Source organism: Reinekea sp. G2M2-21, from assembly GCF_015687175.1.
GTDB lineage: Bacteria > Pseudomonadota > Gammaproteobacteria > Pseudomonadales > Natronospirillaceae > Reinekea.
Genome location: NZ_JADPQG010000002.1, coordinates 486,426 through 498,432, shown reverse-complemented (window position 1 = coordinate 498,432; position 12,007 = coordinate 486,426). Strand labels below are relative to the sequence as shown.

At 51.3% G+C, this 12,007-nt stretch carries 13 protein-coding genes; 11 read left to right on the top strand and 2 right to left on the bottom strand.

What is annotated here, in order from left to right; translation table 11 throughout:
- Positions 1-54 precede the first annotated feature (54 nt).
- From IYN85_RS11000 to IYN85_RS10965, 8 genes are all read left to right on the top strand, one after another.
- Positions 55-987 (top strand): metalloregulator ArsR/SmtB family transcription factor, encoded by a 933-nt coding sequence (locus IYN85_RS11000; protein ID WP_196158944.1) that lies wholly within the window; start codon positions 55-57, stop codon positions 985-987.
- 32 nt (positions 988-1,019) lie between these two features.
- On the top strand, positions 1,020-2,174 hold the full coding sequence (metK, locus tag IYN85_RS10995) for a methionine adenosyltransferase (protein ID WP_196158943.1): 1,155 nt from the start codon (positions 1,020-1,022) through the stop codon (positions 2,172-2,174).
- 64 nt (positions 2,175-2,238) lie between these two features.
- On the top strand, positions 2,239-3,621 hold the full coding sequence (gene ahcY, locus IYN85_RS10990; RefSeq protein WP_196158942.1) for an adenosylhomocysteinase: 1,383 nt from the start codon (positions 2,239-2,241) through the stop codon (positions 3,619-3,621).
- Between the two features lie 102 nt (positions 3,622-3,723).
- Positions 3,724-4,560 carry a methylenetetrahydrofolate reductase [NAD(P)H] gene (gene metF / locus IYN85_RS10985; protein ID WP_196158941.1) on the top strand — a complete coding sequence of 279 codons (837 nt, stop codon included), beginning with the start codon at positions 3,724-3,726 and terminating at the stop codon, positions 4,558-4,560.
- Positions 4,561-4,680: 120 nt separating this feature from the next.
- Positions 4,681-5,628 carry an N-acetyl-gamma-glutamyl-phosphate reductase gene (gene argC / locus IYN85_RS10980; protein ID WP_196158940.1) on the top strand — a complete coding sequence of 316 codons (948 nt, stop codon included), beginning with the start codon at positions 4,681-4,683 and terminating at the stop codon, positions 5,626-5,628.
- On the top strand, positions 5,625-6,044 hold the full coding sequence (locus IYN85_RS10975; RefSeq protein WP_196158939.1) for a hypothetical protein: 420 nt from the start codon (positions 5,625-5,627) through the stop codon (positions 6,042-6,044). Before argC ends, IYN85_RS10975 begins: the two co-directional genes overlap by 4 nt.
- A gap of 31 nt (positions 6,045-6,075) precedes the next feature.
- Positions 6,076-6,801, top strand: coding sequence for a 16S rRNA (uracil(1498)-N(3))-methyltransferase (locus tag IYN85_RS10970; RefSeq protein WP_196158938.1), 726 nt, complete (start codon positions 6,076-6,078; stop codon positions 6,799-6,801).
- Positions 6,801-6,992 carry a hypothetical protein gene (locus IYN85_RS10965; protein WP_196158937.1) on the top strand — a complete coding sequence of 64 codons (192 nt, stop codon included), beginning with the start codon at positions 6,801-6,803 and terminating at the stop codon, positions 6,990-6,992. The genes IYN85_RS10970 and IYN85_RS10965 overlap by 1 nt, the downstream gene beginning before the upstream one ends.
- A gap of 9 nt (positions 6,993-7,001) precedes the next feature.
- Here IYN85_RS10965 and IYN85_RS10960 read toward each other — a convergent pair whose 3' ends face one another.
- On the bottom strand, positions 7,002-7,457 hold the full coding sequence (locus IYN85_RS10960) for a GNAT family N-acetyltransferase (protein WP_196158936.1): 456 nt from the start codon (positions 7,455-7,457) through the stop codon (positions 7,002-7,004).
- A gap of 189 nt (positions 7,458-7,646) precedes the next feature.
- On the opposite strand from IYN85_RS10960, the gene IYN85_RS10955 reads away from it, so the two are divergent.
- Complete coding sequence (locus IYN85_RS10955) at positions 7,647-8,318, top strand: class I SAM-dependent methyltransferase (protein WP_196158935.1); 672 nt, start codon at positions 7,647-7,649, stop codon at positions 8,316-8,318.
- 28 nt (positions 8,319-8,346) lie between these two features.
- Complete coding sequence (locus tag IYN85_RS10950; RefSeq protein ID WP_196158934.1) at positions 8,347-9,240, top strand: acyltransferase; 894 nt, start codon at positions 8,347-8,349, stop codon at positions 9,238-9,240.
- 102 nt (positions 9,241-9,342) lie between these two features.
- Here IYN85_RS10950 and IYN85_RS10945 read toward each other — a convergent pair whose 3' ends face one another.
- Complete coding sequence (locus IYN85_RS10945) at positions 9,343-10,143, bottom strand: TatD family hydrolase (protein ID WP_196158933.1); 801 nt, start codon at positions 10,141-10,143, stop codon at positions 9,343-9,345.
- Between the two features lie 789 nt (positions 10,144-10,932).
- Here IYN85_RS10945 and glpX point away from each other — a divergent pair.
- Positions 10,933-11,952, top strand: coding sequence for a class II fructose-bisphosphatase (gene glpX / locus IYN85_RS10940; RefSeq protein WP_196158932.1), 1,020 nt, complete (start codon positions 10,933-10,935; stop codon positions 11,950-11,952).
- Positions 11,953-12,007: the final 55 nt, after the last annotated feature.

Below are 12,007 nucleotides of genomic sequence, written 5' to 3'. Positions count from 1 at the left end.
ATATTTTGATATAGTTCTTGCATTTCCCGAATCGACTGCTATCTTTCCCTCCCTATGAAAACTGAACATATTCCGAGCTTTTTTAAAGCCATCAGTGACGCTACCCGCCTCGCCGTTCTTCAGGTGCTGGGGACGGGAGCCTATGGGGTTTTGGAGCTGAGCGATTTACTGGATGTGAAACAATCCGGGATGAGCCACCACCTGAAAGTGTTGGCGAAAGCAGGCTGGGTAGACAGTCGACGAGAAGGCAACAGCATCTATTATCGCCGCTCGCTTGGGGATGCCCTGGGTGTGCAACAGCGCATCTTTCGCGAGCTGGACAGCAATCCATTGCCGAAAAGCGTGCGTATTCAGCAACAACAGATTCGTGAAGAACGTCTAAACGCCGCCCGCCAGTTTTTTGTTGAACACACTGAAGAATTTGAACTGCATCAAGAGCGGATCGTTCTGTTTGAACACTACGGTCCAGAAGCGCTGCAATTGCTTGATAGTCTGGATCGCCCGCGACAGCAAAGAGTTCTGGAAGTCGGGCCCGGTAAGGGGGAATTCCTGAAAGCCCTGTCACAGCGTTTTGATCAGGTTGTTGGTATTGATATCTCGCCAGTTATGTTGGAACAAGCGGGAGAACAGGTGAAGGATGCTGCCAACGTCACCTTATTGGAAGGCAGTACAGAATCGCTGCTGACCCAAGGGGCACAATTTGATGTCATCATTTACAACATGGTGCTTCACCATGTCCCGATGCCGGAGAGCGAAATCGCGCAATGCGCCAAATTGCTGAACCCGAATGGCTTGTTGATCATCACTGATCTCTGTCATCACGATCAGGAATGGGCGCGCGAACAGTGTGGCGACCAATGGCTGGGATTTGAACCTGAAGAGCTGCATCAGTGGGCGAAACGGCACGGCTTCGACCATGACCAAACACGATTTTTAGCGTTACGGAATGGGTTTCAAGTGCAGACCCAGGTGTATCGAAACGCCTAACATTATACAAGCTTAACCACAGGACACAGCAGATGAGCGAATATTCTTTATTTACATCCGAAAGCGTTTCAGAAGGGCACCCGGACAAAATGGCCGATCAGATTTCGGACGCAGTTCTGGATGCCATTATCAGTGAAGATCCCCACGCCCGCGTTGCAGTGGAAACACTGGTAAAAACCGGAATGGCGGTCATCGCCGGTGAAGTTCGCACTTCGACCTATGTTGACCTGGAAGACATCGTCCGTGATGTCATTAACGACATAGGCTACAACTCTTCTGACGTGGGTTTCGATGGTGCTTCCTGTGCTGTGTTAAATGCCATTGGCAAACAATCGTCAGACATCGCCATCGGTGTTGATGAAGCCGAAGACAAAGACCTTGGTGCCGGAGACCAGGGTCTGATGTTTGGTTACGCAACCAACGAAACAGACACCTTTATGCCAGCACCGATTTTTTACGCGCACCGTTTGGTTGAACAACAAGCCAAGTTGCGTAAAAACGGCACTTTGCCCTGGTTACGCCCAGACGCGAAATCTCAGGTAACGCTGCGGTATGAAAACGGCAAACCCGTTGCCGTTGACGCGGTTGTCTTGTCCACTCAACACAACCCCGACATTAAATTGGACGACTTACGCGAAGCTGTTCTGGAAAACATCGTTAAAGAAGTTCTGCCGAGTGATTGGCTGCACGCCGATACCAAATTCCACATCAACCCGACCGGTATCTTTGTTATTGGTGGACCGGTGGGCGACTGTGGTCTAACCGGACGGAAAATTATCGTTGATACCTACGGTGGTATGGCTCGCCATGGTGGTGGTGCCTTCTCTGGCAAAGATCCATCCAAAGTTGACCGCTCCGCTGCTTACGCCGGTCGTTATGTTGCGAAAAACATTGTCGCTGCCGGGTTAGCCGATCGTTGTGAAATTCAGGTGTCTTACGCCATTGGTGTTGCTGAACCGACGTCCATTTCGATCAATACCTTCGGTACCCACAAAGTGTCCGAACAGAAAATTGCCGAACTCGTTCGCGAACATTTTGACCTGCGTCCGCGCGGCATCATCGAAATGCTCGACCTGCGCAAGCCAATTTACCGGCCAACAGCTGCCTATGGCCACTTCGGTCGTGAAGGGTTCAGCTGGGAAAACACGGACAAAGTCGACGCCTTAAAAGCGGGCGCCGGTCTTTAACTAAATAACGATACCGACCCGTTTGCGAACGGGTCGAAACCAAACCTCATTTAGGAAGCTCACTATGTCAAACTTCACCGATTACAAAGTCGCAGACATTTCTCTGGCCGATTGGGGCCGCAAAGAAATCGCCATCGCCGAAAGCGAAATGCCAGCCCTAATGGCCCTGCGCACAAAATACAAAGCGGAACAGCCTCTGGCAGGCGCGAAGATCATGGGTTGTATTCACATGACCATTCAAACAGCGGTGTTAATCGAGACACTGGTTGATCTCGGTGCAGACGTGCGCTGGTCATCGTGCAATATCTTCTCGACACAGGATCACGCGGCAGCGGCTATTGCGGCTGCGGGTATTCCGGTGTTTGCCTGGAAAGGCGAAACCGAAGAAGAATTTCTGTGGTGTATTGAGCAGACCATTCTGGCCGAAAAAGAAAGCACTGAGGTTTGGGATGCCAACATGATCCTGGACGATGGCGGCGACTTGACTGAAATGGTTCACAGTAAATACCCACAGTTGTTAAGTCAGATTCACGGTATTTCTGAAGAAACCACCACCGGCGTGCACCGTTTATTGGAGATGCTGCAGGAAGGCATACTGAAAGTGCCTGCCATCAACGTGAACGATGCCGTAACCAAATCAAAGAACGACAACAAGTATGGTTGCCGTCACTCGTTGAACGACGCCATCAAGCGCGGTACAGACCACTTACTGGCCGGTAAAAAAGCGCTGGTCATCGGTTACGGTGACGTGGGTAAAGGCTCGGCAGCCTCTTTGCGTCAGGAAGGCATGATTGTGAAAGTCACAGAGATCGATCCAATCTGCGCGATGCAAGCGTGTATGGACGGCTTCGAAATCGTGTCTCCGTTTATCAACGGTCAAAACGATGGTACAGCGGCATCAATAAACACAGGTCTGCTGGCCAATACCGACTTGATTGTCACCACCACCGGCAACACCAACGTCTGCGACAAGCACATGTTAGCCGCCGTTAAGAAAGGCGCCGTGGTGTGCAACATCGGCCACTTTGATAACGAGATCGACACCAAGTTCATGCGTGAAAACTGGAAGTGGGAAGAAGTAAAACCCCAGGTGCACCAGATTTACCGCAGCGATGACACGTCTGACTTCATTATTCTGTTGAGCGAAGGTCGACTGGTTAACCTGGGTAACGCGACCGGTCACCCAAGCCGCATTATGGATGGCTCGTTTGCCAACCAGGTTCTGGCGCAAATGTACTTGTATGAAGCCAAGTTTGCCGACCTGCCAGAAGACGAGAAAGCCGCTAACCTGTACGTGAAGGTGTTGCCGAAGAAACTCGACGAAGAAGTCGCTGCAGAAATGGTCAAAGGTTTCGGTGGCGTGCTTACTAAACTGACGGCGGAACAGGCGAAGTACATCAATGTACCAGTGGAAGGTCCATTTAAACCGGAAGAGTATAAGTACTAAGCGTTAGACGAATGTGATGCTTAGCGCCTTAGGGTGTTAAGCATCACATCTTGCTTATTTCCTCAAGAACCCTTCCAGCCTAACTCAACTAAGAAAATAGCAATGAATACTCCAGTACCTGTTTCGTTTGAATTTTTCCCCCCAAAAACCGATGTCGGTTATGAAAAATTACTGAAAGCGCATGACGAATTAAAAGTTGCCAACCCGGAATTCTTCAGCGTCACCTACGGTGCTGGTGGTTCCACTCAGGAGCGTACCATCAACACGGTGATTGAACTCAATCAGCGTGGCGTTCCGGCTGCGCCTCATCTGTCGTGCATTGGTTCCAAAGCGGATGCCATTCGCGACTTACTGATTAAGTACCAGAACGCCGGTATTAAACGCATTGTGGCCTTGCGTGGTGATTTGCCAAGCGGAATGATGGGTACAGGTGGCGACTTTAATTATGCGTCGGACTTGGTCGCATTTGTCAAAGCTGAGTTCGGCAAGGCGTTTCATATTGAAGTGGCGGCCTACCCGGAAATGCACCCGCAAGCGCCGAATCTGGATAAAGACATCGACAATTTTGTGGCTAAGGCAAAGGCTGGCGCCGACAGCGCGATTACCCAATACTTCTATAACGTGAATGCCTATAAACATTTTGTTGATGAAGTTCGCCGTCGTGATTGCGATATTGACATAGTTCCCGGCATCATGCCGATTACCAACTACAGTAATCTGGCGCGCTTTTCCGATGCCTGTGGCGCGGACATTCCCCGCTGGATGCGACAAGCGCTGCAGACCTGTGGCGATGACGTCAGCCGAATCCAGCGTATTGGCCTGAACTTCGTGGTCGATCTGTGCCAGGAATTGATTGCCGCTGGAGCACCTAAGCTGCACTTTTACAGCATGAACCAATCCGCACCAACCTTGGCGATCCTTGAAAGACTTAAGGCTTAACAGACTCACACAGCAGTACTGCAAAAAATAAAAAGCCGGGTTGCGCAACTCGGCTTTTTCGTTATGGCATGGAATAGCCTATAATCGCGGCTCTTGCCCAGCGAATGATGACTTGCAGACATGGAAACAATTACCGCTTATATCGATGGCCAATACGGCACCACCGGCCTACAGATTCAGGAACGCCTCGCCGCACACCCGAATGTTGAGGTCATCAGCATTCCCGAAGCTCAAAAGAAAGACCCCGACCTGCGCCGTGAATTTCTGAACAAAGCGGATGTCGTGTTTTTGTGTTTACCCGATGATGCCTCGCGTCAGGCGGTTGCTTTGGTCGACAACCCGGATACGGTGATCATTGATGCCTCATCTGCCTTTCGTGTCGATCCCAACTGGGTGTATGGGGTACCGGAATTGCCCGGCTTACGCGCCAAGATCAAACAATCCAATCGGATCGCCAACCCGGGTTGTTACCCCAGTGGCATGACTACGCTGATTGCACCTTTGGTACAAGCCGATCTCATTCCAAAAGATTATGCAATGACGGTCCAGGCCATTACCGGGTTCAGTGGTGGAGGTAACGCCATGATCGCGGACTACCGCAGCAAAGACGGTAGCGAAGCAGCCAAAGCGTCCGCACGTTTGAAAAATCTGGATCTGAATCATAAGCACTTACCCGAAATGCAACAGATCAGCGGATTAACACACGCGCCTGTGTTTGTACCCACCGTAGCCAACGTTGAACAGGGCATGTTGGTCTCCATAGCGTTGCATGAACATGCGATTAAGGGCACTGCCGAGAGCATTCATCAAACATTGGCGCTCACCTATGCTGATGAGCCTTTCGTCAAACTCTTTGCGTTAAACGACGACAGCCAATTGGACCAGGGTTTTCTCGAAGCGACCGCCTGTAACGGGACCAACCGAATCGAGCTGTTCGTGTTTTCATCTCAGGATCGGGTGTTCCTCACGGCTCGCCTGGATAATCTGGGCAAAGGCGCGTCTGGTGCTGCCGTACAGAACATGAATTGCCGCTTCGGCCTGGATGAAACCATCGGGCTGACATTATGAAGCACGCGGCAGTGGGACTCGCTGCGCTACTGACCATGGTGACGGCCTGCGCAGACGACACCGCCATAGAAAAAACGCAATCTGTGGCAGAAACGACAAAAGATGACGCGACGGCCATGGTACCGTCGGTTATTTTTATTCAGTATCTGAATCAGCAGGCGCCAACGCTTTTGTGTGAGCAGGACCCGGGCATTGCCTGCCTGCAAATGCCCAGCGAACTGTGCGCTGCCAGTGTCGAAGCGTCCGCCGAACGCTGCGGACCCAAACTGCTGCAAGCCTGGCCTGCCAGCTTTGCTGAAACTCAGGAAAACGCAATTCAGTACGCCCAAGAGTATCGCGACTGTATGCTCCGAGACTGGGTCGCTGAGTTTGGCTTACAGGCCGAACGGCTAGCCGCCTGCGGTATTGAGCTTTAATCCTCCTGCTTGTCGAGTCTGAGAATCTGTTATGCGAACCATCCGTGCTTACCTTGAATCCGCTACCGCCGAAAACCAGATTTTGGACCTGCCTGCATCGGTCTTCCAACACTTGGTTAAGGTCCTGCGCTTAGGCGATGGTGCACCGCTTGAAATTTTCAACGGCCACGGTCAGCGCTTCGCTGCGGAGTTGTGCAATGTGGGCAAAAAACAGGCTCAGGTGAAGCTTCGCCAGGCATTGATCGGCACACCAGAATCACCGTTGCATACGCATATGGGCATTGTGATGAGCAAAGGCGACCGTTTCGATTTTGCCATCCAAAAAGCCACCGAAATGGGAGTGACTTCAATCACCCCCCTGACCAGTGAGCGTTGCGATCTGCGCCTGAATGCCGAGCGGGCGGAGAAAAAAATGGCGCATTGGCAGGGTGTTATCGTTGCGGCCTGTGAGCAATGCTACCGCGATACATTGCCGATTTTATACCCGACAAAGTCGCTGCAGGATTGGACGACAACGCAAGACAGCGACGTGCAGTTGGTCTTCCATACCGCCGCAACCGAACCCGCCTGGCCAGAGCAAACGCCTCAGTCGGTCAGCTTCCTGGTCGGTCCCGAAGGCGGGTTAACAGACGATGAAGTTCGTTTTGCGCACCAGAATGATTTTTTAAGCTGGCAACTCGGCCCAAGAATACTGCGCACGGAAACGGCCCCCGTGGCTATTTTGAGCCTGTTGCAGATGAAGTGGGGTGACTTCTAATGCACAAATACAAACACCACATCAGGAAGTCTTACAAAGGTATCCAGGTCGATTTATATCAGGATAAGGATGCGACTTGGTTTGCGTTTGTTCCGAATCGTGTGCAGCCAACGTTTCGGACAGAGAACTTCAAACTGAGCCAGGATGCGGTGCGTCAGGCTCAGGAATACATCGACAAACAACCCGCTTAAAGCGTCTCGTTAAACCGCCACACGATCCGCCTCAAACACTTTAACAAAGCTATCGCCTTTCTGAACAAAACCCAGTTCGCGGTATTTTTCCATCATCAGAGCGTTCTTAACATCGATGATCGTCTCAACCGAACGTACATCATGCTCCGCAAACCAGGCATCGCCGAGCTGTTTCATCCGGGTCGCTATACCGGCACGACGATAAGCGGGATCTACCCACAACGAACGGATAAACCCACGACGACGCACCGGTACTTCCAGCCAATAAATGCCCACAATGCGATTATGATCTTGCAGGTAAAATATGGTTTTCGGATAATGAGCGTCGAGCTTGGCTAAATTCTCTGCAACACCGTTGCTGTCGAGTGCCAGGTCGCCACCCCACTCCAAAGGGCAGGTGCAGTGAATGGCCAAGGCTTCCAGCACCAAACGCTCATTTGTCAGATCTAATTGTCGGATATCCATAAAGACAGAGAATTTCCATACCGAAAGCACCGCACTATACCGTAATGTTCTAGAGCGGTGGTAGAGCGCGCCTAAATAAATCAGTCACCTTAGAACGCGACTTTAATGGCTGAATGGTCAGAATTTTGCCTGTACACGAACCATCGGTTAAGCTGCTGCGCCTGATTATGCCCATTTCTACGAGTGTTTATGCCTGCGTCGTGCGTCCTTTGTCAGTCCGCCTGTGAACAATTCTTTACCGATGCTCGGCGAACCTATTTGCAATGTTCAAAATGTGCGTTGGTGTTTGCCGACCCGCAAAGCTGGCCAACGCAATCGGAAGAGAAAGCGGAATACGACCTGCACGAAAACGATGTTAACGACGCGGGATACAATGCCTTTCTGGCTCGGATGGTTGAGCCATTGCGCAACCGGTTACCAAATCAAGCACGCGTATTGGATTTTGGATGTGGACCGGCACCGGCCTTAGCCGAACAACTGAAAGCGCTGGGTTATCAGGTTTTTCTGTACGATCTGTTTTATTACCCCGACACACAGGCGTTAAACCAAACGTACGATGCCATCGTCATGACTGAAGTCATTGAACACCTGCATCAACCTCGACCGCAACTTGAGCAATTATGGTCACAACTGAGTCCAAGCGGCGTTCTGGGTGTTATGACGCAGCGTGTAATCAATAAAGAACGCTTCCAGAACTGGCAGTACAAAAACGACCCTACCCACGTCTGCTTTTATCATGAGAACACCTTTCGCTGGCTGGCCGAAGTCATGGGCGCATCTGAGGTCGCATTTGAAGGCCGGGATATGGTGTTTCTAACCAAGCCGCAGACTTGCAAAACATCGGCAACGACGGAAAAATAGACTTTTTAGTCAAAAAAAACATAGCAACGTGCGCAAATTATTTTCTACTTTCAAGGGCGTTATCTCCGTATTGACGCTGATCGTATACACCCTGTTTCTGGGCATCTTCCTGTTTCTCGCCATTCTGCTACGGTTTTTACTGCCGACGACCTTGGCGCGGACCTATGCAAATCCACTGATTGTGGAAGTCGCGCTGATCTGGGTCGGGGGCATTCTCTGGTGGTTACGCCGCATTCACCGAGTGCAGCTCGACATGGCGCATGACCTGACACTCGATATGCAGCAGTGGAACCTGATCATCGCCAACCACCAAAGCTGGCTCGACATTTTTGTGCTGTTTTTTGTGACCTATCGGAAACTCCCGGTTCTGAAGTTCTTCATTAAAAGTCAGCTGATCTGGGTGCCGGTGGCGGGTGCCGCATGGTGGGCGCTGGATTACCCATTCATGTCTCGATATTCGAAGAGCTATTTGGAAAAACACCCTGAAAAAGCCGGTAAAGACCTGGAAACCACCAAAAGGGCCTGCGAAAAATTCTCCGAACAACCCACCAGCGTGGTGAACTTCTTGGAAGGCACACGGTTTACAAAGGCGAAGCACCAGCAGCAACAGTCGCCGTACCGACACCTGCTTAAACCAAAAGCCGGGGGCGTTGCCTTCGCCTTGCAGGCGCTGGGAGAGAAGTTCAGTACAGTCATTGATGCCACTCTGCATTATGAAGGCGGCGCACCGAGCACCTGGGATGTGGCCTGCGGACGGATCGGCAAAGTCACCATCCGGCTGCAAAAACGGCACATTCCAGATGCGTTTTTGACCATGGATTACACCAATAACGCCGACGACAAAGCCGCGTTTCAGGCGTGGATTACGCAGCTGTGGCAGGAAAAAGACGCATTGCTAGAGTCGCTCGATAACACGCGCTAGCCCGGACTCTGAGTGCCACGCTGAATTCATGCGAACTTCTGACTCAGGACACTTGGATACAGAGTTGTTTTAAACGATATAGCAAAATTTCCGGGCTAAGGCTTACGACCAGAATAACCGCTGTGCATTCTGGTAACTTTGCTGTAGAACGTCATCGATGCTGGCGCCTTTTACATCGGCGATTTTTTCAATAATAAAGGGCAGGTACTTTGGCGCATTTGGACGCCCTCGGAACGGCACCGGGGTGAGATAGGGCGCATCGGTTTCTACGACCAATTGTGACATCGGTGTTGCACTGAGCACCTCGCGCACATTATCGGCGCGGTTAAAGGTTATTATGCCGTTAAAGCCAAGCATAAAACCTTCGTTCAAACAGTATTCCGCCAACGCCAAACCCGACGTAAAACTGTGAATAACACCCTTTTTCTTCAGGTGAGCCGAAAAGTTGCTGAGAATGGCGCGAGTATCGTCATCGGCCTCGCGCGTATGCACGACAATCGGCTTATCCAACTCAACAGCAAGTTCAAGCTGTCGCTCAAAGACCTTTTTCTGCACGTCACGGTCGGCGTGATCGTAATAATAGTCGAGCCCGATTTCGCCTACGGCCACAATCTTCTCGTCTTTTCCGTGTTCAAGAATTTCCGTTGCCGTCGCGTCTGTGAATTCTTCTGCCTCGTGCGGGTGCACGCCCTGAGTGCCCCAGATGTGGGGGACTTTGGTCAACTCACGGACCTTTGCCAGATTCCCAGGTGACACCGCGATGGTCACGATTTTCTCAACATTCACCGCTGCGGCATCGGCCAGGGTTTGTTCCAACGCTTCACCTTCGAGATAGTCAAGGTGGCAGTGGGTCTCAATAATCGGGTGTTCAAACACCGGGATGTCGCGTTTCTTGTTGCTCATGGCTGGCTCGGTTGCTGTGTTGGCAGAGCCGACAGTGTAATGATTGAGGGCTTAGGGGCAAGTAGCCAGGGCATTGGAGGAACACTAGGAGGAAGATCGACCAGGGTTCGGGGACGCGGCCCGAATGGGTCTTTCTTAAGCTTATTCAAGGGGATTTGCATCATTCAGTAACATGGTTTCATTAAAAGATTTGTTCCGTCAAGGGCCAAACCGGTCCGACGATTCGGGCGTGGTCGTTTGAAAAGCGGGGAAAAACGCGGCAAGAGTTACTATCTCGATAGATAAAACCAACCTCTACATTCTATGTACCAAGGTCTGGCATAAATAACCGTTTCGTCGCATCTGCTTTGGCTGTCATGACGGACACATCGCAACGGATTCAAGGGCATGGATGCCCTTGCAAGCGCCGCGCGTGCAGGGACGCACGCTCAAGCGACCGTTCGAAGAAAGTGTCCGACATGGCAGAACACCAAAGCGGGCGACAGAAGGGGGTGAAAGGGGATCTCCCCTTGGAAAGAAAAATCCGCCAAGAGATCTTTTGGTTAAAAATGGAACCATAATCTTCGTAACTGATTTAGTACTTAAAGTAAAAAATCTCGTTTAAGCGAAGTCAACGAATGACGTAAAAGTCTCAAACAAAACGGAAATAAGCTTAAGTAAGTGCCATTCCCAGTTTCCCGTTTGAATGAAACCTCATATGTCGAACAACCAACGTTCAATCTCACCCAGCCGTGGCACCTTGCCCCTCAAACCAGTAGAATGCGCGCAAATTTTGTACGGAAGAACCCCATGCGACGCGATCTCGCCTTTAATTTTTCACGTGTGACGGAAGCTGCGGCTCTGGCTGGCTACAACTGGTTGGGCCGGGGCGACAAGAATAAAGCGGACGGTGCCGCTGTTGAAGTGATGCGCTCAATGCTGAACAAGATCGATTTTGATGGTGAAATCGTCATCGGTGAAGGTGAAATTGATGAAGCCCCGATGTTGTACATTGGCGAAAAGGTCGGCACCGGCACTGGCGATGCCTGTGATATCGCGGTGGACCCGATTGAAGGTACGCGAATGACCGCCATGGGTCAGGCCAACGCCATTGCTGTTATGGCCGTCGGCGCCAAGGGTACTTTTTTGAAAGCGCCGGACATGTACATGGAGAAGCTGGTGGTCGGACCCGACGCTAAAGGTTTTATCGATCTGGCCATGCCACTGGAGCAAAACGTGAAACTGGTGGCCAAAGCGCTCAATAAACGATTGGAAGATTTGGTCGTGGTCACGCTGGCAAAACCACGCCATGACGACGCCATTGCGATGATGCAAAACATGGGTGTACGTGTGTTTGCGTTGCCCGACGGCGATGTGGCGGCATCCATCTTAACCTGCATGCCGGAAAGCGAAGTCGACATGATGTATTGCGTTGGCGGTGCTCCTGAAGGGGTGATTTCGGCGGCGGTCATTCGAGCCTTGGGTGGCGATATGCAGGGTCGCTTGCTCATTCGTACGGAGGTGATTGGCAAAGGCACCGACGCTGAAACGGTAAAACTGGCCGAAGACGAAGCTCGCCGTTGCGCCGAAATGGGTGTCGAACCCAATGCCATTTATAAACTGGAAGACATGGCGCGTTCAGACGATGTCGTGTTCTCAGCCACCGGCATTACCAAAGGCGATTTGCTCGAAGGTATCCGCCGACGCGGCAATCTAGCGACCACGGAAACGTTGCTCATCCGTGGCAAGAGCCGAACGGTGCGTAAGATTCAATCGACGCATTACCTGGATCGCAAAGACGACGATATCAAAGACGTGATTTTGAAGTAGAACTATTCAAAACAATAGAGAGCCGTTAGAAATTCCCGAGTCTAACTACTTGTTA

Excerpts from the sequence above, each read along its gene's own strand:
- IYN85_RS11000 (WP_196158944.1), top strand. The coding sequence starts at position 55 with ATGAAAACTGAACATATTCCGAGCTTTTTTAAAGCCATCAGTGACGCT.
- metK (WP_196158943.1), top strand. The coding sequence starts at position 1,020 with ATGAGCGAATATTCTTTATTTACATCCGAAAGCGTTTCAGAAGGGCAC.
- ahcY (WP_196158942.1), top strand. The coding sequence starts at position 2,239 with ATGTCAAACTTCACCGATTACAAAGTCGCAGACATTTCTCTGGCCGAT.
- metF (WP_196158941.1), top strand. The coding sequence starts at position 3,724 with ATGAATACTCCAGTACCTGTTTCGTTTGAATTTTTCCCCCCAAAAACC.
- argC (WP_196158940.1), top strand. The coding sequence starts at position 4,681 with ATGGAAACAATTACCGCTTATATCGATGGCCAATACGGCACCACCGGC.
- IYN85_RS10975 (WP_196158939.1), top strand. The coding sequence starts at position 5,625 with ATGAAGCACGCGGCAGTGGGACTCGCTGCGCTACTGACCATGGTGACG.
- IYN85_RS10970 (WP_196158938.1), top strand. The coding sequence starts at position 6,076 with ATGCGAACCATCCGTGCTTACCTTGAATCCGCTACCGCCGAAAACCAG.
- IYN85_RS10965 (WP_196158937.1), top strand. The coding sequence starts at position 6,801 with ATGCACAAATACAAACACCACATCAGGAAGTCTTACAAAGGTATCCAG.
- IYN85_RS10960 (WP_196158936.1), bottom strand. The coding sequence starts at position 7,457 with ATGGATATCCGACAATTAGATCTGACAAATGAGCGTTTGGTGCTGGAA.
- IYN85_RS10955 (WP_196158935.1), top strand. The coding sequence starts at position 7,647 with ATGCCTGCGTCGTGCGTCCTTTGTCAGTCCGCCTGTGAACAATTCTTT.
- IYN85_RS10945 (WP_196158933.1), bottom strand. The coding sequence starts at position 10,143 with ATGAGCAACAAGAAACGCGACATCCCGGTGTTTGAACACCCGATTATT.
- glpX (WP_196158932.1), top strand. The coding sequence starts at position 10,933 with ATGCGACGCGATCTCGCCTTTAATTTTTCACGTGTGACGGAAGCTGCG.